This is a genomic window from Sphingobacterium sp. UBA7855 (genome assembly GCA_002500745.1).
Taxonomy (GTDB): domain Bacteria; phylum Bacteroidota; class Bacteroidia; order Sphingobacteriales; family Sphingobacteriaceae; genus Sphingobacterium.
Window position 1 is genome coordinate 1 of record DLST01000010.1, and the last position, 21,928, is coordinate 21,928.

Annotated in this window: 25 protein-coding genes and 1 pseudogene; 16 read left to right on the plus strand and 10 right to left on the minus strand. The window is 35.8% G+C overall.

Annotated features, from left to right (window positions below; all coding sequences use genetic code 11):
- Nucleotides 1–100: 100 nt before the first annotated feature.
- Both B2107_RS06390 and B2107_RS06395 read right to left on the minus strand, forming a co-directional pair.
- A complete protein-coding gene (locus B2107_RS06390; RefSeq protein WP_293954175.1) occupies nucleotides 101–640 on the minus strand; it encodes a hypothetical protein in 540 nt (179 codons plus the stop codon).
- A complete protein-coding gene (locus B2107_RS06395) occupies nucleotides 588–1,106 on the minus strand; it encodes a hypothetical protein (RefSeq protein ID WP_293954177.1) in 519 nt (172 codons plus the stop codon). The genes B2107_RS06390 and B2107_RS06395 overlap by 53 nt, the downstream gene beginning before the upstream one ends.
- A gap of 32 nt (nucleotides 1,107–1,138) precedes the next feature.
- On the opposite strand from B2107_RS06395, the gene B2107_RS06400 reads away from it, so the two are divergent.
- From B2107_RS06400 to B2107_RS06415, 4 genes are all read left to right on the plus strand, one after another.
- Nucleotides 1,139–1,456, plus strand: a complete 318-nt coding sequence (locus B2107_RS06400; RefSeq protein ID WP_293954179.1) for a hypothetical protein — start codon at nucleotides 1,139–1,141, stop codon at nucleotides 1,454–1,456.
- A 215-nt stretch (nucleotides 1,457–1,671) separates the two neighbouring features.
- A complete protein-coding gene (locus B2107_RS06405) occupies nucleotides 1,672–2,010 on the plus strand; it encodes a hypothetical protein (protein WP_293954181.1) in 339 nt (112 codons plus the stop codon).
- 309 nt (nucleotides 2,011–2,319) lie between these two features.
- On the plus strand, nucleotides 2,320–4,059 hold the full coding sequence (locus tag B2107_RS06410) for an IPT/TIG domain-containing protein (protein WP_293954183.1): 1,740 nt from the start codon (nucleotides 2,320–2,322) through the stop codon (nucleotides 4,057–4,059).
- A 16-nt stretch (nucleotides 4,060–4,075) separates the two neighbouring features.
- On the plus strand, nucleotides 4,076–5,812 hold the full coding sequence (locus tag B2107_RS06415; protein ID WP_293954185.1) for an IPT/TIG domain-containing protein: 1,737 nt from the start codon (nucleotides 4,076–4,078) through the stop codon (nucleotides 5,810–5,812).
- A gap of 170 nt (nucleotides 5,813–5,982) precedes the next feature.
- Here B2107_RS06415 and B2107_RS06420 read toward each other — a convergent pair whose 3' ends face one another.
- Nucleotides 5,983–6,672: a hypothetical protein gene (locus B2107_RS06420; protein ID WP_293954187.1), complete on the minus strand. Its 690-nt coding sequence runs from the start codon at nucleotides 6,670–6,672 to the stop codon at nucleotides 5,983–5,985.
- Nucleotides 6,626–6,940 carry a hypothetical protein gene (locus B2107_RS06425; protein ID WP_293954188.1) on the minus strand — a complete coding sequence of 105 codons (315 nt, stop codon included), beginning with the start codon at nucleotides 6,938–6,940 and terminating at the stop codon, nucleotides 6,626–6,628. The genes B2107_RS06420 and B2107_RS06425 overlap by 47 nt, the downstream gene beginning before the upstream one ends.
- 838 nt (nucleotides 6,941–7,778) lie before the next feature.
- On the opposite strand from B2107_RS06425, the gene B2107_RS06430 reads away from it, so the two are divergent.
- From B2107_RS06430 to B2107_RS06465, 8 genes are all read left to right on the plus strand, one after another.
- Nucleotides 7,779–8,030, plus strand: a complete 252-nt coding sequence (locus B2107_RS06430; RefSeq protein WP_293884898.1) for a type II toxin-antitoxin system Y4mF family antitoxin — start codon at nucleotides 7,779–7,781, stop codon at nucleotides 8,028–8,030.
- A 7-nt stretch (nucleotides 8,031–8,037) separates the two neighbouring features.
- Entirely contained in the window at nucleotides 8,038–8,343 is a 306-nt protein-coding gene (locus B2107_RS06435) for a HipA N-terminal domain-containing protein (protein WP_293954190.1), read from the plus strand.
- A complete protein-coding gene (locus B2107_RS06440; protein WP_293954192.1) occupies nucleotides 8,333–9,286 on the plus strand; it encodes a HipA domain-containing protein in 954 nt (317 codons plus the stop codon). Before B2107_RS06435 ends, B2107_RS06440 begins: the two co-directional genes overlap by 11 nt.
- Nucleotides 9,287–9,394: 108 nt before the next feature.
- Entirely contained in the window at nucleotides 9,395–9,670 is a 276-nt protein-coding gene (locus B2107_RS06445; RefSeq protein WP_293884901.1) for a hypothetical protein, read from the plus strand.
- A gap of 271 nt (nucleotides 9,671–9,941) precedes the next feature.
- Nucleotides 9,942–10,274, plus strand: coding sequence for a DUF6984 family protein (locus B2107_RS06450; protein WP_293954194.1), 333 nt, complete (start codon nucleotides 9,942–9,944; stop codon nucleotides 10,272–10,274).
- On the plus strand, nucleotides 10,271–10,636 hold the full coding sequence (locus B2107_RS06455) for a hypothetical protein (protein ID WP_293884903.1): 366 nt from the start codon (nucleotides 10,271–10,273) through the stop codon (nucleotides 10,634–10,636). Before B2107_RS06450 ends, B2107_RS06455 begins: the two co-directional genes overlap by 4 nt.
- Nucleotides 10,637–10,660: 24 nt before the next feature.
- Nucleotides 10,661–11,875, plus strand: coding sequence for a hypothetical protein (locus B2107_RS06460; protein ID WP_293954196.1), 1,215 nt, complete (start codon nucleotides 10,661–10,663; stop codon nucleotides 11,873–11,875).
- Nucleotides 11,872–13,068 (plus strand): hypothetical protein, encoded by a 1,197-nt coding sequence (locus B2107_RS06465; protein ID WP_293954198.1) that lies wholly within the window; start codon nucleotides 11,872–11,874, stop codon nucleotides 13,066–13,068. Before B2107_RS06460 ends, B2107_RS06465 begins: the two co-directional genes overlap by 4 nt.
- Nucleotides 13,069–13,305: 237 nt before the next feature.
- Here B2107_RS06465 and B2107_RS06470 read toward each other — a convergent pair whose 3' ends face one another.
- Nucleotides 13,306–13,452 carry a hypothetical protein gene (locus B2107_RS06470; protein WP_183043945.1) on the minus strand — a complete coding sequence of 49 codons (147 nt, stop codon included), beginning with the start codon at nucleotides 13,450–13,452 and terminating at the stop codon, nucleotides 13,306–13,308.
- A 130-nt stretch (nucleotides 13,453–13,582) separates the two neighbouring features.
- Here B2107_RS06470 and B2107_RS06475 point away from each other — a divergent pair, with 130 nt between their 5' ends.
- Complete coding sequence (locus B2107_RS06475) at nucleotides 13,583–15,400, plus strand: DUF4365 domain-containing protein (RefSeq protein WP_293954201.1); 1,818 nt, start codon at nucleotides 13,583–13,585, stop codon at nucleotides 15,398–15,400.
- A 203-nt stretch (nucleotides 15,401–15,603) separates the two neighbouring features.
- Here B2107_RS06475 and B2107_RS06480 read toward each other — a convergent pair whose 3' ends face one another.
- The 4 genes and pseudogenes from B2107_RS06480 to B2107_RS06495 form a co-directional block, all read right to left on the minus strand.
- Complete coding sequence (locus B2107_RS06480; RefSeq protein ID WP_293954203.1) at nucleotides 15,604–16,041, minus strand: hypothetical protein; 438 nt, start codon at nucleotides 16,039–16,041, stop codon at nucleotides 15,604–15,606.
- 6 nt (nucleotides 16,042–16,047) lie between these two features.
- Complete coding sequence (locus B2107_RS06485) at nucleotides 16,048–16,548, minus strand: helix-turn-helix domain-containing protein (protein ID WP_293939415.1); 501 nt, start codon at nucleotides 16,546–16,548, stop codon at nucleotides 16,048–16,050.
- 7 nt (nucleotides 16,549–16,555) lie between these two features.
- Nucleotides 16,556–17,110 carry a hypothetical protein gene (locus tag B2107_RS06490; protein WP_293939413.1) on the minus strand — a complete coding sequence of 185 codons (555 nt, stop codon included), beginning with the start codon at nucleotides 17,108–17,110 and terminating at the stop codon, nucleotides 16,556–16,558.
- A gap of 95 nt (nucleotides 17,111–17,205) precedes the next feature.
- Nucleotides 17,206–17,664, minus strand: a pseudogene (locus B2107_RS06495) (transposase); the annotation flags it as partial.
- A 451-nt stretch (nucleotides 17,665–18,115) separates the two neighbouring features.
- On the opposite strand from B2107_RS06495, the gene B2107_RS06500 reads away from it, so the two are divergent.
- Both B2107_RS06500 and B2107_RS06505 read left to right on the plus strand, forming a co-directional pair.
- Nucleotides 18,116–19,588: a recombinase family protein gene (locus tag B2107_RS06500; RefSeq protein ID WP_293954207.1), complete on the plus strand. Its 1,473-nt coding sequence runs from the start codon at nucleotides 18,116–18,118 to the stop codon at nucleotides 19,586–19,588.
- Nucleotides 19,585–19,779 (plus strand): hypothetical protein, encoded by a 195-nt coding sequence (locus B2107_RS06505; protein ID WP_293954208.1) that lies wholly within the window; start codon nucleotides 19,585–19,587, stop codon nucleotides 19,777–19,779. Before B2107_RS06500 ends, B2107_RS06505 begins: the two co-directional genes overlap by 4 nt.
- A gap of 271 nt (nucleotides 19,780–20,050) precedes the next feature.
- On the opposite strand, the gene B2107_RS06510 is transcribed toward B2107_RS06505, so the two are convergent.
- Nucleotides 20,051–20,824 carry a hypothetical protein gene (locus B2107_RS06510; protein ID WP_293954210.1) on the minus strand — a complete coding sequence of 258 codons (774 nt, stop codon included), beginning with the start codon at nucleotides 20,822–20,824 and terminating at the stop codon, nucleotides 20,051–20,053.
- Nucleotides 20,825–21,010: 186 nt separating this feature from the next.
- Between B2107_RS06510 and B2107_RS06515 the strand changes: the two genes are divergently transcribed.
- Complete coding sequence (locus tag B2107_RS06515; RefSeq protein ID WP_293954212.1) at nucleotides 21,011–21,889, plus strand: AraC family transcriptional regulator; 879 nt, start codon at nucleotides 21,011–21,013, stop codon at nucleotides 21,887–21,889.
- The last annotated feature ends 39 nt before the right edge of the window (nucleotides 21,890–21,928 follow it).

Below are 21,928 nucleotides of genomic sequence, written 5' to 3' on the forward strand. Positions count from 1 at the left end.
GTTTAATTTACACTCCCTTTTTTTTACTTGCTTGTACCTACCTCTACAATCTAACTCATTTCAATATTAATAATTTTTGTGAGTTGGATTTCATTTATATCTATTTATTATTTTGATTCTTGATTTCTTTAATCTCTTTTTTCGAAAGGGGGACTGTGCTTGTCATAACTTCATTTATAAAAAAAAGTTTCACAGATATTTCTACTTGTGAATAAAATCGACCCATATCAACTTTAGCGATTTCAAGTTCACCTAATGAATTTCCATCGGATCCATTTATATTAATATTCCCGACAGTAGGTTCAGTTTTTATGGTAAACTTAAATCTTCCTTTACTATCAGCTGTTTTTTTAGCAATTAATTTATTATTTGTATCCCGAACTTCAATTTCTGCATTGGGTACTATTTTATTACTTCCTCCCATGCGTACCTCACCCTGAAGTGATATTATTCCTTCAAGATCTCTGTTATCTTTTAAATATTTTATATTATAGCCCCCACTGTCTTTTGCTTTGAAATAATTGGCATCTCGTTTCCTAATCGATATACAGGAAAACAATGTTACGGATAAAAATAAAAACAAGAATTTAACAGCCAAGTTTTGTACCTTTTCTGGATGCACCCTCTTTAATAATTCCATATTGTTCTGCTTTAATAGTATTAGTTATCCTAGTTTTTGTTTCATCGTCTAATTTATTAAATGCCTTAGTTCCGGTCAGCCCCTTCCATGCTAAATCATCGTAATAAGTATCATTCAATTTGTATCCCATCAATTCACCATAACTTTTAAGACTTGTCGATATATCAGTAATAAAGTTTTTAGTTATTATATCATGCTGTAAGCTGTTTTGATCTACGTTCAAAGATAGTTGTATATATTTTTCAAATAATTGTGGATAAGCTAATTTACTGTTTACTGGGTCATCTTTTGCCCATGCGACAATAAAAGCATGTATAGATTCATGCAATATTGTTGTTGCTACGGCTAGATCTGTAACATTCCGTACAACATCTGGATTATTATTGAAGTTTATTGTGACATATCCGGCTTTAGATACTGTTGTTTCAACACCACTAACCTGAGATATATCAGATAAATTTACCATTTTAAAATTCAAATTGTATCCGGGTACATATCTTGTCCAGTTCCACTGCTGCAAACGTATCTATAAATGGTATTAGAATAAATGCTGATTTAGTTGCTCAATATAATTATTTTATAATTGGAGCAGCAGGATCCAATCTAAGTTATTCAATCGTTAACAGTTATACAGGACGTCGTTTAAGAATCAGGAATGCGACCAAGCTTTATGAAGCCGGGGTCTCGCCGATCGAATCTAACACAACAGCAAATAGGCCAGCAGGATTGGACGTGAGGAGTACGGGACTAAGATTTATCGACAATACCTTAAATAAGGTTATCACATGGAGTGGAACGTCTTGGTTAGAAGGGTAAGCTAACTTTTCATACAAAGTGTGGGAGGCCAAACACTGGAATGTGGGCTTCAGCTATAAATTATAGCTGAAGCCCGTCTTTCTTTTACTTCGAATCTCCAGGTTTGTGCTTGTGTGGTTTCAGGTCTGGATGCTTCGGTTTAGTGTCGGGACCTGTCTTCAACTGATCCTGGACCAGAGGATGGTGGCAGCGTAATTTCAACTCGAGGAATTAAATTGATCCATCATTTCGTCGGTAACGTGAAGGTGCTATATTTTGGCGCTAAAGGTGTCGAAACGTGCGGACAGACATCACATTTCGATGATTATCCTTATTTCCAAAATGCGCTAAACTACTGTGCAGGCAAGGGAAAATGCATCAGCCTTCCGGGGCGCAAATTCTATACTTCAAAAACACTCAATATACCCTATAATAGCATAGGCGGGGGCATTGTCAGCGAACAAGGGAGTAATCCCTATGTTAAATCCTGTATCGAATTGATGCCAAGCTCTACGGACCTAGTTATAGCTTATCGTTTCGATGCTTTAAAGATCGTCCATAGTCAAGGGACGTAATAGAACTGTATCGTTTTCAAGGATCAAATCAGACGAAAAGAAAGTTTCTGGAATCATTTTTTTTTAAATCGATGGTCATATTTTTTGAATGAAGTTCATTTAAAACAAGTTCCGTGTAATTATCGGTTATTTTGTGATTGCTTACAACGGTTTTCTATACAAAGCTAATATAGAGAAAGTTTAGATATCTAACGGTTTGTCCTTATTTTTCTTTCGAAGTAATCTATTCGTTACTTTTTTTATTCAATTAATTTTTTATATCGTAGAATTGTCTGTATTTTGCAGACGAGATTTAGCCTATTTGATCCGATGAATTTTAATCATGTAATTAATCAAATTACTAGGAGGCAGACTATAGCTTTCCTATGTAGTGTTCTTATACTTCTAACAGTTTCCTGTGTAAAGGAAGAGACCGTAGTACCTCCCGACAATAATCCCACAGAGGTCGTCATTTTGCCACCGGAGAGTAATGCAGGCAATAATTTGATCCTAGCAGCTGAAGTCAGATATTTGAACAATAGCGATGCTATTCAGTCGCATGGCTTTTTAATTGAAAAATATAGCGACGAGACTCCCGTAAAAAAGGAATATGCCGTTACCACAAGTTTACAATCAGGTCGTATTACTTTTAAAGTTCCCGACCCTGAGCAATACAAAGAAGGTGATTATTATACTTGTAAATACTTTGTTCGGACGGAAAAAGGGCTTTATTACAGTCAACCCGCTAGGTTTTTGGTAAGTAGCCTTAGGGTAAAGCCCAAAGAAGATCTCACAGTCGTCGTAGGGGAGACCATCACTGTTGATGGCGAGTTTGGCGATGCTGAAAAAAATTACGGTTTATACTACGGTTACGTACCATCCGAAGAGCAGAAAGTGCCATTTGAACTTATCAATTCACGCAAAAGTATTCGTTTCAAAGTCCCGGCTGGAATAGAGCAGGGCAATAATGCGACCTTTAGATTAATTAGCAAAGACAAAAATGGCGGACAATTAAGCGTTATTGTCGCTCAAGGTTTTATTCTGGCGACATTAGTTCCCCCTGCGATCTATACATACTATGTCGATGAAAATCTTCAGTTACCCTCATCTATAAGAGAATATAATGACAATGCCAGGCTGCAAGTTTTCGTCGGTAATGTTTTTTTGAAGCACTCCAATTACTTGAGACTTTATGACTTTGTTAAAAGTCAGAAGGGTAAGACTTTTCCGATAGGCTACACGAATGGGCGCGACACGATCACCTTTCCACAGCCTTTGCAGCTTAAAGAAGCTGATCCCGATGAGTTCAAGATGATCCCAGCTTATGTTCATCCGGGGACTAATTTTGAAGTAGTAGGGCCAGATCCTGGTCGATTTGATTTTTATGGTTATGCTAGTGTTGGAAATAAGAAAGCATATTATTTCTTTCGGGATAATACATCAAAAAAAGGGGAGTTAGCCATAGACGATATTCCAGACGGTGAGTACCCATTGGAAATGAAGAATAGTTTCTTCAGCTATACAAGCAACAATAAAATTAAAGTAAAGAGCATACATATCAGTTCAAGCAGTCATACGGAATGTTATGCTGGAGATAAAATAAAGTTAAAAGGTACATTTATACTAGGGCGGTCTTATGGGTTGCGTGTCGATCCGGCTCAAGAAAGCTATTTTTCAACCTGTAATACCTCGGGTGAGATCATATTTGAAGTACCGGCTACCAAAGCCGGAAATTACCAAGCTCAGGTGACATATCTCAGCGAGATGGGACAACAGAAAAATTACTATTCCAATGCTATTCCATTGCAAGTCAAGGCTACTGTAATCAATTCGGTCTCTCCATTACGTGCTACAGCAGGAACCCTGATTACGATTGAGGGACATGGATTGAATGGATACAAAGTGCGAATTGCGGATAGGGAGATTCAACATACGCTATCCCAGAACGATAAAATACAGTTTAAAGTACCGGATGATCTACCAAAAGGTAAATATCGGGTGAACGCCAGATTTTTTAATTATGTCATTGAAAACGTCGTTTTCGCTAGTGATTACCTTGAAATACTTTAATCGCAAAAAATAAGTTATGAAAAAGACCAGGTCTATATATATAGTTGCATTTTTTTTGCTTTGGCTATCTATAAGCAGTTTAAGCATTTTGGTTGGGTGCAAAAAGAAAGAAGTCATCGAGCCTGTCGATTACAGTCCCATTCAACTGGAAACCACTACATTCAGTGATTTGGAAGATAAAACGGTTACCTTAAATGGACATATAGCTCGATTAAATGGGATGCCTGTGGAGGATTACGGATTCTTAATCCAAAAGGTAACCACCACAAACGGCGAGAAGGAAACTGTTGTCAGCTTGGGAAAAAAAGCTACAGTCGGGAATGTCACATTGAAATACCAGCACAACAGTAATTTTGAGTTGGGAGATCGTTATCGGTATACTTTGTATGTCAAAACAAAGAATGGTTTCTATCGTGGCGAGCCCAATACGTTTGAAGTGGATGGAATTAAGATCAATCTTTTGGAAGATAAGCTTGTGCCTAATAACAATAAAGTAACCGTTACTGGTGATTTTCAGTTCCTCTCCGAAAATATAAAGTTATATTATCAGAGCCAAAATCAGGGTGAGCATGTCATACCCTATCAAGTCGGTAGTGATCGAAAAAGCCTTAGTTTTATTTTTCCAAAATCTGATAACTTCTATCATGGAAATAAGGTGTCTGTTTTTTTACGTGTTAAAGATCAATCGGGTTATGCCAGCAATAGGACAATAGCTAACATTGAAGTTTTAGGTGTAGCCAATCCACCCGTAAAAACTAAATTTTATCTAAACGAGCCTATACCCATCACGGGCAACGCAATAAAATGGGATGGAATGCCTATGTCGGCGCCATTTTATATGCTGATCAATGGAAAAAAAGTTGAATGCTATCACCAGGTCAATTTATATGAAATTGAAAGCCTAAAAGGAGGCAAATTTCAATTGGGCTTCCATAATGGGAAGGATTCCGTTATTTTCAAAGATTCCATTGAATTGATCAGACCGCTTGGTAGCAATATCCATTTTACAAAAAAGGTGATCCATTCTCCTTCCTTAATGAAGATTGATGGGATTGATATGTATACCTATCTCATGAATCCAGAAAAAGCTAGTTATTATCTAGGTAAACATAGTATCGCCCATTTTTTTGATAGCAGTACCGGGAGTATAGAGACATTTACCGTACGCGATGTCCCAGATGGCGTTTACACTTTTGGATACAGCAGCCCTTATTATTCAGTCAGTTCTACGGAGCGAGTAGAGGTTAGGACCTTGAAGTGGAATACACCAGCAGATTTGACAAAATTTGTTGGTGAGCCATTTACGATTACAGGCAATTTCATCGAGGGTCAGACTTATTCGGTTATCGGAAATGGAATTTACGAGTATCCTGTTGCTCAAGACGGTAAAATACAATTTGCCTTGCCAGGTTATATCATTGGCAGTACAGAAATCCAGATCGGTTATAGCGTAAATTACAATTATAATGAGAATTATTATTCACCCCAAAAACAGCAGTTATATATCCGCAACTTTGAAGTCACTAGTATTAGTCCGTTAAAAGGGTATCCCGGTGATGTCGTCACTATTAAAGGTCGGGGGCTCAGCCAAATAAATGTGACCATAGGTGGAGCATATGCTACCAGCGTTTTTCGAAGTTCTGAAGAACTTCGATTTATCGTACCGGCGTTTGCATCCAGAGGAAAAAGCGAAGTTATCATGACGATGCACGATAAAACCATGAAGTATAAAGATCTTTTTGAAGTTTTATAGCTCGCTGAATCCCCAGAACTTGCTTACTCCTGCAGATCGGGAAAGTTACTAATGTGCTTTGGAAATTACATCAATTGCGTCTAGGGCTTTGAGGTCATCACAAAGCCCCGGACACTATCTTAAAGCATTTCATTAACCTGAGAAGCGAGTGTAGTTTTACTATTTCCTTCTTACAATTCCCAATTCTCCAACTTCGTTTTGCCTTTGAAAAAATCTATTGAAAACCGAAATAATTCTTCCGAATATCCATTGTAATAAACGATATATTTTCCATTTCCAGCTAACTTCACATAGCTTGAACCACCTGTATCATAGAAGAAAGGTCTTCGATACAGTTCTTTTGCATTGAGGTCATAACAAACGATCCAAGTCGTATATTGTTGGTCCCATGTAATCGCATATATCAACTTGTTTTTCGTATCAGATTGCCAATAGTTGCCTTGGATGGGTTGACCTATTGGTGCTTTTGTTTTATAGTTGATCAATTGATTCCCTAAGAACGCCAGATCTTGGAAAGGTAGGATGCTAATCTCATCATAAACAAAGTTCGAGACCTTCTTTATCGGATCCCAAGTAAACAAACCTTGATAATTTTCTTTCATTCCAAAGTCAATACCGTTCGGCATCACTGTCAGCCCCGAGTAATAAAATACAGAATTGTAGCCTGATATAAGCTCAAATTTATTTTTATTTGCAACATCAAGTGTTGCGACGTTCCTACCGGTAATATTATTACCCAAAAGTGTCAGAAAAGCCATTCCATTTTTGTTGAAGACAACCTCTTCCGGAATAACATAAGGGGATTGCGGATGATCATTTGGCTGCGGGGTGAATTGAATCTCCTCTAATACCAATAGCATCTCCCGGAGGATAACCCTCCTTATAAAACGTATGTATCAGATCTTTGGTAAATTTGTTTTCAGTATAAGTCTCAGGTTTTTCAGTTATGATCAATCGATTGATGTAAGTGTCACGGTTAAATATCGCTTCCAGTATTTCCGCATAGTCTTTTTCAAAAGCGGAATAATTGAAAGTTTTTTCTGGAGCTTTTGCTTTAGGAGTTTTTTTAGTTGTGCTTTGACAAGCTAAAGCAAGAAATAAAACGGGTATTAAGAAGTATACTTTCATAAAATGGCGCGAATGATTTAACAGATGATGTCAAAATGTTTTCTTTTCCATAATGCAATTTACTAAATTCATTTATCAGGTTTTTATTTATGACCTCATTGGTAAATCATTAAATATGAAAGCAGCAATTTTTCTTTTTTTCATTATCGTACTAGTCTCTTGGGATCGGATATATAGGTGTAAATAGCGGTAGGATAGAATTTTGTGTTGGTCATTTTTCTGCTGATATCCCAAATCAAAATTGTTATAAAAGAGTCGCGGATGAATAGCACCTTCCAGTCCTAAAATTAACACACTTGGTGGTACGATGCTATTACCTCTTTTGTTTTTTCATTTCTTCTATCTCTCGCTTTAGCCGATCTCGATCTTCTTTCTTTGAAAATTCTTGTTCCGTTGTAGAATAATCGTACTTGAATAGTCTAGCTTTTATCTTAGTATTATTGACAAAAATACCAAAGTCTATGTTTGCTATCGTAAGCAAACCAAATGCTTCATAGCGAGGCTTACTATCAGGCGGTTTGGATATCCTCTCAAGTGAAGATTTTGATACCGTTGCCTATACAGTTTCTAAAATCGGTGACCATTCGATTCGGATGATTTTGTCCATTTGAATATTATGCTGAGAATTCAAAAAATCAATTTTTACTTAGTAATACCCGAAATCTCCATTTTATACGTAAATGCATATAATTTAAAAATAGTCTGCTTAATTGTATGCTTTTACATATAATATCGTTGCTTTTTTTTGTTTTATACGTTTTTGCATATAGTTATATTGTATTATGTGGTATTATATGTTTTTGCATATAATGTGTATATTTGTTTAAAGTTTATTATTATGATGACATTAGCGGATTTTGTAAAATCAAAGAGAAAAGAAGTCAACCTAACACAGGAAGAATTTGCTGAGCGAGCTGGTGTGGCATTAACCGTAGTCCGGAAAATCGAGCAAGGAAAGGAAAACCTAAATTTGGAAAAGGTGAATCAAGTTTTGAAGATGTTTGGACATACTTTGGCACCGGTTAGCTCAAGAGAAATAACGAAATCAGAAAATAAAAGAGATTATGAGGCGGGCAGATATATATTATAAAAATGATTTGGCAGGTAAACTTACTGAAACGGATGAAGGACAATATATTTTTGAATATGATGAGATGTACATCAAGAATTACCCAAATCAGTTCCTGACTTTCACAATGCCGGTTGTAGAAAAACCATATATTGATAAAAGATTATTTCCTTTTTTTGAAGGGCTGATTCCAGAAGGCTGGTTATTAGATATTGCTTCCAAAAATTGGAAACTGAATCGAAATGACCGGATGGGATTGCTTTTAGCCTGTTGCCAAAATTGCATAGGAGCGGTAAGTGTGCAACCAATAATACATGATGAAAATGAAGAATAAAAATTGCTTATACTGTTATCGAGAATTAAATGCAGAGACAGAAGGTGACTTTCATGAAAGTTGTAGCTTGGAATTTTTCGGGACCAAACAGCAACCTGTTTTTGAATATTCCATGGAACAAATGGGGGAACTAGCAAAGAATATTGTCGAAAGAAGTGTCGCAGTTCCAGGAGTGCAACCAAAATTATCTTTATCTGTAGTTAATGGTACACTTAATGATCCTGACAGAGGGCGTTTGACAGTCATAGGAGCTTTGGGCGGTAATTATATTTTCAAACCACCTTCCGAAATCTTCCCTGAAATGCCCGAGAACGAACACGTTACAATGCGAATTGCCGAAGCATTCGGGATCAATGTAGTGAAATCAAGCTTGATTAGGATGTCTTCCGGGGAATTGGCCTATATTACCAAACGGATAGATAGGACAGACACCGGAGAAAAAATCCATATGCTGGACATGTTGCAGATTACGGACGCTTCCGATAAGTATAAAAGTTCCATGGAAAAAATAGGGAAGGCCCTAGATGAATATTCAGATAACACCCTGTTAGATAAGAGTTATTTTCTGGAATTGGCGGTGTTTAGTTTTTTGACGGGCAATAACGATATGCATCTGAAAAATTTTTCAATGATCGATGGTGGTAATAGTTGGAAACTAGCTCCTGCTTATGATCTTTTAAATGTCACAATATTAAATCCGGACGATACAGAAGAACTTGCGTTAACTCTTGAAGGAAAAAAGAAAAAGCTTAAGTGGCAGAATTTTGAAAATTTAGGTAAAACAATGGGATTGAATACTAAACAGATATCTAATATGGCCGGGCGTTTTCTGAAAAATAAACCGTTGGCATTCAAATGGATTGATAATTCATTTTTATCTCAGGATTACAAGGACCTGTATAAACAACTGCTTGATCTTAGATATGAGATTCTTAACATGTAGAGAAGAAAATCCTTAAATTATGGATTATTTGTGGGATTTACACACATCGTTTCACTTCGATAATTAGTACGCAAATAATAGCGCCACATTTTTATAACAGGAAAACTTATGATAAAGTATTTCAAAGAACAGCGAGTACCATTTTTTATTGCTTTGGCCTATGTTGGAATAGGTACCTTGTCGGTATGTTCGATTCTTACTGGTGATCCGTTTTATAACGAATGGTTTGTTGTCGGTACGGTATTTACATTTCCGGTATCAATTATAAGTTTTGCATATCGCTATGCGGAAGGAGATCTACTTTACCCTGTATTTATCATTCAGGCAATTATGTTTGTACTTACTTTTTTTATTCTGAGCCATCTATTAAAGGCAGAGAAATAAAAAAGAGCAGTTGAAAATGACGATGAAAAAGCGGTGATAATCGCTATAGCAACAGTGTGATATTAAAATATATATCGCTATAACGTATAAAATTTTCATAGCTCACACCTAGCGACAATCCCTTCGTAAATGTCCGAATCCCCTATTATATACTGTTTATGTCCATCATAAAAGGCTTGGCAAATAAATATAGCAAAAGTTTGAATTGTTTAAGTGATTATTGATCTTTATATAGATAAATCTTTGATAAGCCAATAGAACTATGCGAAATATGAAAAGAAGACTTCGCTCTGCGGAAATCAAGCTGATTTCCCATTTGGTGCGAGATACACCAGAGGGAGCCGGTATTATAGCTTCATTGGAAGACTTGTTTGTTGAAGAAATGGACGATGGTGGAATGGGCAGCCTCCATGTAATTATAGAAGGAGAGGATCATAGGCGTTCTGGCGGTGTGCTAGCCGATATGGATTCTCACGATGTCGACGGAATGTATTTGCTTATCTCTGTTATCTTGGATACTGACGATAATTTTTATGAATTAGATATTTTCAAAGGTGATTTTTCTCCTTTGATACAGTTACCTGATGTATCAATAAATTTATGATGCGGTATCTAAACAAAGATGAAATTCAATCCAGATTGAGATTAGGAAAATCAGTGGAGCAATGGTTGGGTGTTGTTCAGGAAGCAGATCATACCATACTCAGATGGTTAAGCATTGATAAGGAAAGCGACGAAAGCTTTTCTGTGGCCTATTTTGAATCCTTTGATGAGGGAAATGAAGACTTCTTGGACATCTATGCGTTTTCGTTGGTTGATCCTGATGAGCCATTTGGCGTGATAGATACTTTTTCTTCAGTTGCTGATGCGGTAGAATTTGCAGAGGCGACCTACAAAGCCTCTCCTAATAAATACACTGCTGCAGGAATGATTCAGGAAGAATATAGGGATTATATTAATCGATAATTTTTTGGTTAGAAAATATAGAAAATGAAAAGTTATGTATTATTTATTTTTGTTCTTTTATTAGAGGTTCGAGCGTCAGCGCAGTCTCTCTATTCCGCCAATCTGGACAGTGCCAGTCTGTTTCCAACAAAACACGGGCATTTCGAAAACTATGCATTTGTACTGAATGGAAATGTTATTGAACAGGATTCTTTGATCAATTATGCCGGCACGAAATTGAATACTGTGTTTCCTTACCCTATCCGTTTGGGAGGGCTCCATTACAGTGGAGCCGTTTATTTCCACAATAAAGAATACTATGCTCCCCCTGTACGTTATGCCAATGATCCGGCCTATTTTGTCAATGGTAGACAGGTTAGCCCATATCGTATTCGTTTGCTCAAAATAGAAGCCTTCAATAAAATCTCCAAGACAATACCTGACACAACAATAGACGGCAAATTATACAAAGGTTCCATTCACATCGATACTGATGAGGACGTTGTTGCGAACCGTATTCTACTGCCAGAACTGATTGAAAAATATACCCATTTGCCGCTCGAAAAGGTCATTGTCCATTGGCGTGGTCTAGGTAACCGTTACACCGATGAAGACGATATTGGTACTATCATTGATACAGGTTTTCCAATCCATTCGTTCAACCTAGGCAAAACGGATCCTATCGGTAACCTGGGCATTCGCACCATAGAGATCGATCGTGTCCGTTTTGCGGAAGGCGAAAGTTATGTTGTTCATATCGCTGATAATACGTATAAATGGCGGAATGCCAAGGCAAATTTAATTTTTAGTGATCCACTGGCCGTTGATACAATATCCCCCTGTTACTTGCCTGATTTTGATGAAGACGGTTATTCCATTTTTACCAGTACCGAAATTTCTGCGCAGCCTTATAAGGGTAATAAAGTCTATTTGAAAAAACTAGCTACGTCAATGGGACTATCTACGGAAAATGCGCCTACCGCGATAAGGGATTCAATCGCAGTACAATTTGTTGTGCTCAAAAATGGAATGCTTTCAAGACTACAAAGCCTAAGCCCCGAAAGAGCCTGCCATGGAGATATACTAAAGGCGATCAAAAATAATGCTTGCATTTGGTCACCCGCAATAATGGGAGGACGTCCAGTATATGCTTGGGTGAAAATGAAAATTTTATACAGCACGGATTCTAGGGGAAATATTCGATCATTGGATCATATTGGAATTCCATATAGTATAAGAGAATTAAAAATAAACCCATGAAGATAATATACACTACCTATTACCTGTTTGTTTTTATATTTATGCTATTAGCATCTAGGACATTATCTCAACAGGTAAATACCACTGGGCGGGATAGTTCTCTATTATTTCCGAAAAGTTATGGCTCGTTCGAAAATTATGAATTTATCTTAAATGGTGGAACCATCAGACATGAAGATTTAGTCAATTATCCCGGAGCAATGCTGGGTAGGGCATTACCTTATTCGACTACAGCAAAAAACGGATACCAGGGGGCTGTCTATTTCCATACTCCCTGGTATCCGCCATCACCTTCTGATCAGTATGCTGACGATCCCGCGTATTTTATCAATACGATACAGGTCAGTCCTTATACAATTCGGGCATCAAAGGCAAAATACTATAAACAGATCCGTCGATCAGCACAGGATACGCTGATAGATGGTATATCCTACAGGGGTTCTATCTATGTAGATACCGAAGAAGATTTTTTTGCTGACCGTATTGCCCTGCCAGAACTTATCAGGAGATATACGGGCTTGCCTATTGAGCAGGTTACCGTACATTGGCATAGTGGATATCTTAATCCGTTGAATCCCGGCGTTACCATTCATCATAATTTTTTGTTGTATTATATCGATCCCAGGGGTATTAAGCAGATTAAGGTCGATCGGATCCGCTTTGCCGAAGGAGAACGCTATTTTGTGCATTTAGTGGACGATGGCTATCCGTTTAGCTATTATACAAAAAAGGGTTGGCGTTCACCGCAGCACACCTATTTGATGTTCAAGTATCCACGTGTTTTCGATCCTGCTGCACCCTGTTATTTAGCTGATTTTGATACAATAGGTACGAGAATATACCATCGTGCCAAAGAAGAACCCCGTCCTTTAGGAGGGGAGGAAGTTTATGTAAAAAAACTATCGGCTATTATGGGGCTGCCTAAAGGAAAACTGAAAGGGGCAATGCGTCTGGATTCAATCACTGTCCAATTTGTTGTACTTGGAAATGGGCAGATTACCATGCTCGAATCCATGGCGCCTCTGCAACCAGAGCATATAGGCATATTAAAAGCTATCAAACAACATTCGTGTGTGTGGCCTGTTGTGTGGGAAGATGGACGGGTTTTGCTCTTTCGGCGAAAAATGGTTGTTTATTACCATAAAAATAAAGCAGGAAATATGAAGTCGCTAGATCGGCTTGAATATCGATAAAAATGGAAATTAAATTTAAAATTGAACAATTATCATCTTCTAATTTGGATTATCATGAAGAGCTAATTCACGAAAATATTAAAACAAGAAAGTTATTCGATGCTATTTATCAATCATGGAGTAGGTGTTGGGGCAGTAATTGAATAGCACTGATTTTATTAAAAAACAACGCACGAAAATGAAGGCTTACTAGATTATAAGGGCTCTGTTATCAAAATATAACTAGCCCTTATTTCTTTACTTCGAATCCCCAGGTTTGTGCTTATGTGGTTTCAGATCCGGATGTTTGGGTTTCGTTTCGGGAGTAACCCGTTGTCTTCTGTCGGGTGTGCCGTCTTGTTTCTTCGGCTTTGGTCCCGGTTTGATTGCTTTAATTGTTTCCATATAAAAAATGTTTTTATCTAAAATACAGTTAGATAAGGAGGTTATTTTATGGTATCCCGTAGAGTATTATAATATTCTGAGGCTATAATTGCATTTTTGATTTCTCGATAGATAATCATTAAATTTAAGAATGAGCCATAATATTGCATTACCTAAATCAAGTCGAGAAGAAGAGCTAGAAACTATTTCTCGAAATCTGTTGTCGCTTAAATTTGATCCTTCATTATTTGAACTTCGTTCTGAGAGTCAACGAGACAAAGGGATTGATTTTATAGGTGAAATCAAGCAGAATGGTGTGTATACCAATTTTCGTTTTGCCATACAGCTGAAATCTACTGAGTCTAGTAAAAAGTTAAAAGATGGATCTATAACATACCCAATTGAAGTGAGTAATTTGAATTATTTAGTAAATTTTGGAATTCCTTCCTATTATATTCTATATGATTATCCCGCAGATCAGTTTTATATAGAATCAGTCGGAGAGGTATACCGCATTTTTTTTGATAAGTATAGTTCAAAAAAAACTCCCAAAACATACAAAGTCAAATTCAGACAAGCTCTTGATCATGCAAAGATTGATATGATTTTTAAGGAAGCTTTCGATTTTGGTAATGTACAGCGTAATGTAGGAATGCATCTTCGATTAAATAACAATGAAGGAGGAAAGTTAAAAGGTATTGTTATCGATGATATTCAAGAGGTATATAATATCGATCAAAACATAGCGTTTATTGAAAATTATGGCTATGAGTTGCTGAATCAACATGCATTCTACAGGATTATTGAGATAGAAGAGCGCTCCCATCCGAGAGATAATGCTTCAGCAACATTTAATATGGTATGTGGAATAGCCTACTATCATCAACATGATTTATTGAAAGCTATTAACTTCCTTAAACTGGCTTATAGTGATTTAAATAGTTTGCATCCAGAAGATCAGGCTATGGTCACATATACGCTAATCCAGGCAAAGTATTTACTTGGGATAATAGGGAAAGATGAATTTAGTAAAGAGATTGAAAGGGTTGTTGAGAATGAAAATGTAGGAACATCTTTACAGTTTGAAAATCTCTATAACAAATGTTTTGAAGGAAATGAATTTGGAGCGGAACAGATAAGGAAGTATTATGATGGTGTCATCAAAATTCTAGACAATAATCCGCAGTTCGCAGATATGCGGATTGTTGCCTATGCTCATGTGCTAAAAGCCGAAGCGAAATTATTATTGTACGAGCTGGTTGGGAATTATTTAATTTCAATTGGTAGAAAAGTCGACGCCTATCGTGACTTACTTATAGCAGAATGGTTGAAGCTGGATGAACAATATAACGATCAATTGAAAGAGCTAGTGAAGTTTGCGAAGGAGAACCACAATTTTTTAGCAGTATGCAATCTTTTATGTGTGAAAATAGAGTGGGAGTTTACGAAAACATACTATTTTCATTCCTTTAGTAATTGGAATAAAGAAACTCTCTCAATTAACATTGATATAAGAATAGAGGACCGTGATTTTTTACTTCTTTTATTAAATGATCTAGATCCAATTTTGGATACTTATGATAAATTACAGCATCGTAGAAATCAGTTTCATTGTTTGGTGTTACGGTTTGAGATCTTACATTTTTTAGGAATGAAAAATGAAGCTGATACCTGCATAAATTTGATGGAAAAACTAATAGAAGCGTATGAATTGAACGCCTTGCATAAAAATCTTGATCAGTTGGCTAATGGTCATACAAGGTCTAATTTATTTATGGAAAAATTTATCAATCAATGTAAAACAGTAGATCGAATAGCGAAGAATGGAGGGATGTATGAATATTTATATAAAGATATATCCCCAGAATTGAATACTTATCTTGGACGAAAACCGAAATGGTCGCTTGCTGGGTTATTACCACTTATTTATCCCGAGATTCGGATGAATACTAGTTTGGAAAATATATAGTACTAATTTTCTTTTTGCCTGATTAGAAGCAATAAGTATGCATTTAGGTACTAAATAATTTTCCCTCAGTTTTGTATGATTTAGAAATGAACACCTCTATCTTTCAAATCGATCTATTATGTAATTTATCTTTCGTAGGCCAAAACTAAGTGATTTTTCGAGAGAGGAGATGATAATATTCTTGTAATAAGTTGAATTATTGACTATACTACTACATCTTCTTTAAACATGGTGTTAAGCTCTAAGACGCCAACTAGATATTTGTTAAATGGCGTATCAGCAGTTTTCTCATGGAGGATGCCACGAGCGGTTCCTAAAGTTATTTCAGCAAGATGTTTTGCAAAGTTTCTCGGCAATGTTATGTGGTTTTTATCCTTGTCGGATAGACTTTCCAAATCATCACCATTCATCTCAAACTCGCAAGAAACTTTAATCTTAATAAATGGTCTTTCTTTATCCAAAATTGTGTAATCCATTATACAGCTAATTAGGTTGGTGTTCTCATAAGTTTCGAATAACACCTCTATTGTCTGTTGAGAAGGTAAGGTCGGTGAAAAATCAGGCGCTTCACCGATAGTTGCAAATTGCAGCGTTTGAATCTTGTGCAACTTAAAATGTATACTAATAGATTTTTTTTCCACGACTAACTATGTAAATTGTTCTTCACTACAATATTTAGAAGTTTCTGTTATTGGCGCGCTTTTTAAAGCGTGGGATACATATAAATTCTTTGCAGGACGTTGTATAGGTATTACAACAATATTCGATTCGAAAGTCTCCCACAATGAACTTATATGTTCTTTATAACAAACCGCTTTAATATTAAGTTTTTTTATAAAAATGTCATCACTTTTGATTTCAATTAGTTGTATCCCAAGAACTTTTTCTATTTTATCAATAGTGTCCATTGTGAAATTTTCAGATCCTTTCACCCATTTGCTCACTTGTTGTTGACTTACTCCCAGTTTTTCACTAAACTCTTTTTGGGATATACCCAATTGGCGCAAAGTTCTAAGAATCTTTAACGCGATTAATTGAGATTTTCGGTGTATACTTTGTTCAGCTTTTTCCTTTTTAAAACGATCAACAGCATTACTTTTCTGCATTCCGCCAAAAGCTTCTCGAAGTTTTTCAAAATTATTTGCCATTTGTGTCTTAATTTTTATTTGCGAATTCTATATACCCATAATCAGTGTCGTCATCGATGCCCAATTTTTTTAAATAATCTGCTACATATTTAAGTTTCTTCAATTCTTGTGCCGTATGTTCTCTTTCTTGCAATTGTTTTGTCAATTTTATTGCCCCACCTGTAACTACATATTTATTTTTACCTAATCGAATAGCATATAGCCTTAGCATCGATGCTGTGGTATCACTTCCATACGCTTTAGACTCCGATCTTTTTATGGTTATATCATTTTTGTGCAACGGTACAAAAATATGGCTATCGAGATTTCCTTTTTCTGCATAATAAATAATATCGTCTTTGAAAGCCTGGGCTTCATCTAGCACTCTATTAACGGCATCTTCGCAACTTAAATTCCAAAATCCATCTTGGAGATCACTTTCATTTTGATAAAAAAACTCTTCTAAGTACTCGATATCGTCCCATTTTGAAAAGCAGTCATCAAAGCAATCTTTTTCATCTTCTTTATACTTTATTGCAGCTAAGGAATCTTGGACTATTTCAAAGATACAATCAATTTTCATAAAATCAACTTTTAGGTTTACTTTTATTAAATATTATAACACGGCTAACGTTAAAGACTAATACAATAGTAGTTAAAATAAATCAAAAATTGTCTAGCTGGAAGTACACTTTCGGTAATACGCGATATTTCTGTGGCAGAGATCTCCATTGCATACATTTCGCGGATAAACTCGCTTATCGCCCGTGTGCTCATTCCTTTGGCATACATGCTCAATACGTGTCCCTCAAGCTGTTCAGTAATGATTAATTGTCTTTTAGGTACTACTTTCGGCTCAAACGTACCGGATCTGTCACGGCCTGTTTCCAGCTCAAATGTCCCAGTGTTAAGGCCTCGGACAGTCTTTTTGGTCTTGCCATTTCGCCGGTTGCTATTGCCCGACGCTTTCTCTTCGTTCAGATGGTTTTCCAGTTCGCCATCCATCATTGATTCCAACAGATGCTTCATTAACGGCGCTAGGACGCCATCATTGGGAGACAAACTTTTACCTTCGTAAAGACCTTGCATGGCTTCTGCCTTGAAGCGTTCAAAGTCGAATGGGTCTTTTTCTTTCATGACCGTGTCGTTTGAATAATTGAATATAAATAATCTTATTGAATTATTCCACTGACACAGTTTACGTTACAGTCTCGAACCTCAGAATTTTATTCCAAAAATGTCGAGTATTCCACTCCTCAATCTGATTTATTCGCAGAAGACTGGTTCAATTACACTAATTGTGAAACTAATACATTTAAAATAACTGAGTATTGTATCTACGCGAAAAAATATAATATTGTATTAACCATTATATGGTATTAATTTGCTAAATACTACGTGGCCTATCTTTTCCGTCTTATTCTTCTAGGGGCTAGTGCTTTGGAAGTCTTAAAATCACATTTCCGTTTAGACATATCTACATCCTTACAAAGCTTATTTAACTAGGTTGTTTCTTCAGCAGCAGTATCATCAGCTCCTATAATTCCTAATTCTTAAAAAATTGTTATGTATTATAAAGTAAAATGTTATGAAAACAGCCTATCTATACGTCCGTGTAAGCACAGACGAACAAAAGAAAAAGGGATACTCTTTGCCGGAACAAGAGGATAGATTATTAAAATATTGCCATTATAATAGTATTAAAGTTTTAGGTATTTATCGAGAAGACTATTCGGCAAAAGATTTTAATCGACCAGAATGGAAAAAGTTGCTTGCAATAGTCAAGCAGAAGCCAAGAGAAGATAAGAAAATACTCTTTATTAAATGGGATCGATTCAGTCGAAATATAGAATATGCTTATGAAATGATAGGTTTGTTACGTAAATACAATACAACACCTATAGCGATCGACCAACCAATAGATCTTTCTGTTCCTGAAAGTACAGTTATGCTAGCTGTCTATCTATCGGTACCAGAAGCGGAGAACAGTAGAAGGGCCATGAACACCGCTAATGGAATTCGTCGCGCAAAACAAATGGGAAGATTTCCTGGCAAAGCGCCTTTAGGCTTCCTTAATAATACAGGGATTGATGGAAGAAAAATTATTGTACCCAAACAACCTGAAGCTGATATTATAAAATGGATATTTCGCCAACTGGCCAAGAACATCAATAAGATAGATCATATCCGAAAGATGGCCGATGCAAAGGGGTTAAAATGTTCACGTTCACATTTTTTTAGAATTATACGTAATCCGGTGTATTGTGGCCTTATCTCAATAAAGATTTCTTCAAAAGAGCAGCAAATGGTTAAGGGAATTCATGACCCCTTGATTTCTGAAGTATTGTTTAATGAGGTTCAGCGTATTATTACTAGAAAAAGAGTAGTTACGTCTAAAACTAATGAATTGAATGAAACTTTTTATCTGAAAAGTTTTCTTCTGTGTCCTATTTGCTACAAAAGGCTTTGTGGCAGCTTCTCTAAAGGCAAAACAAAAAGATATCCTTATTACCATTGTAATGCTAAATGTAAGACAAGAGTAAATGCTTTAACCCTTAACGACGCTTATTGTAGTGAACTTCAGAGCCTGCAGCTTTCTCAAAACGTGACTGAACTATTTAGTAGTATTTTGGAGGATTGTAATATAAATATAAAGAAAGCAGAAGATATACAGGAACGCAACATGTTAGTTCGAAGATTAAGGGATCAGGAGTTACTACTTTCCCAAGCAAGAAAACTATTTGTAGCTTCTGTATTAGGAAATGATGACTACTACGCTATTAAAAGAGAATATCAAATCAATTCTCAAAGTATTAAAGGAGAACTTTCCAATGTAAATACTAAATTGGAAAACTATAAGAAGCATCGTGAGTTGATGTCAGTTTCGTTCATAGATATTTTTCAAGTATTTAAACATTTAGAAACTGCAGATAAGATGCATTTGGTCAGCCTAATACCACCTAATAGATCTGACTTGCAGAAGAGAAGTGTATCCTTGCATCTTAATAGTGCCTTATCAAAAATATTGCTACCAAAAATATCCCAAATACAACAGCCATGAATTATATAGAAAAAAAGATCTCCATTAATAAAGCTATGGCGATATTAGCTAAAAATGGAATTCATGTAAATGAGGAAGAGACTGTTACTATTTTAGATTTTTTATATTTGATGGCCAAATACTACTGCGTTGATGCATGTAGCTTGGATGCCGAATCCTTAAGGAGAAATCGAACTCTGGAAAAACGGTAGGAGAGTGGTTACAAACCTCATTTTTTGCGTCATTGATAACGAAAGATTCAAAAATTTTGTTAAAATTTTCGAACTCTAATAGAATACGCTTTAATAGCTTGGTTCATAGCTTTTTATGGGTATAAAAAAGGAGACACTTTCTGTTAAGTGTCTCCTTAAGTGGGGTCACGAGAGCTCAATAGAACCTTTAGTGCCTTTATTACAGTTTCTTAAGAAGATAAAAACAGGCAAATAGAATTATATGGGAGAAATCTCTTACAGAATAGGTTTTTCATGGCCCAATTTTGTTTGTATAACAGTTATTAAATCCTTCTGGAAATATTTTGAAGATTTCCAAATATGCCAAAATTGCCTCTGTTGGTTCTTGTTTTTTAATGCGAGCAAAGATTTTTTTTGTCTTTTTTAACAGTTTAATCTTTTCGTTGCTACGGGCTGAATTTTCCAAAAGCCGGAGATATTTATAGTAAGCATTCTGTAAATAAACATCTATTGCCAAACTAATGTGATCGATATTTGCTGGCGGATCCGATATTTCAAGTTCTGCGATCAGTTCTAGCTCGATAGACTCCATCAAGTATAAATACTCTTTATCAAAATAATACCACTTACCTGGAAGTAGGTGAAAAGAGGTGAAAAAAAACTTATAGAAAGGTTGGAGGTTTAAAAAATGATATCTGCTTAATTCTCGGTTAAGTACTTCCCTAACAAAATGATTTGCTTTTACCTCATCATTTATTATCAGTAGGCACGCCTTTTTAAATGCAAGTCTTAGGTCGTCGCTTTCAATATAATAAATCGTATTTGTTCCACGATCATATATTTTTGAGTAATATATGCTTTCATTCGTAATTAGGTAAAGAATTGCAAGTATTTCAAGATTGAATATTTTAGTTGTTCCTTGATTGACTAAGCTGCTGCTTTTGTTATTTTCCAGTTCTATAAATTGGGATAATTCTAATGTTTCAGTGAGTATATGTAAATATTTTATATAGCGATCAAAAAGTGTAAAAGCTATTTCTTGATTCAGAAATTCAACAGTAGGCATAACATAGTTTGTTTTTCAAGGTTTTTAATTGTCTTCAGAAACTAAAATAAGAAAACTAAAGCCAATATACGGGGGAAAATATAATACTATTTTAACTGATAATAGCTTGATTTATACCATTTGATTGGTCTGTTATTGTTTATTAATAACTATAGTGTTATTTTAGATAATAGTATTTTAACAATTATGAGCCACCATCCGATCAAAGAAGTCACTCCATTAAGAGAAACAGAATGCTTCACTGTGTTTCATCGCATTAAAGATAAATTTGATTTTCCATATCATTACCATGAGGAGTACGAATTAAATATGATTTTGAATGCTTCCGGTGCTCAGCGAGTTGTCGGAGACAGGATTGAAGAAATTGGAGATTATGAGCTCGTTTTGACAGGTCCTAATTTGCCACATGGCTGGTTCAATCATAATTGTAGATCAAAGAATATTGTTGAAGTGACAGTGCAATGGAATAAAGATCTATTTAGCGATCAATTTTTAAATAAAAATCAACTGAATTTTATTAAAAGAATGTTGCAAATAAGCAGCTTTGGTATAAAATTCTCGAAAAGCACTATTCAGTCAATCGCACCCGAGATATTGAATTTGCATAAAACGGTGGGGTTTGATTCAGTGATAAAATTAATGCTAATTTTGCGGGATTTATCGGTAAGCAAAGACACTGAACTACTGGTCGAGGGAGATATGCTTTTGGACAAATCACTGAATTTTCGAAGCCGTCGTTTAGATGTCGCATTTGATTATATGAATAAAAACTTCAGCAAATTGATCTCCCTTAATGACGTCGCCGAACTGGTCAATATGTCCGAAGTTTCTTTCTCCCGGTTTATAAAAAAACGTACAGGAAAAACATTTATTGACAATCTCAATGAAATAAGACTTGGCCACGCTACCAGAATGTTAATAGAGACGAGCAATACAGTCGCTGAGATTTGTTACCTATGTGGTTTTAATAATATTTCCAACTTTAACCGGGCATTCAAACGTAAAAAAAACTGTACCCCATCTGCCTATAGACTCAACTTCAGTGGTAGCCGTGTTTTCATTTAAGAGTTAAAATAATATATATAGTATTTTGTGGTTTTGATT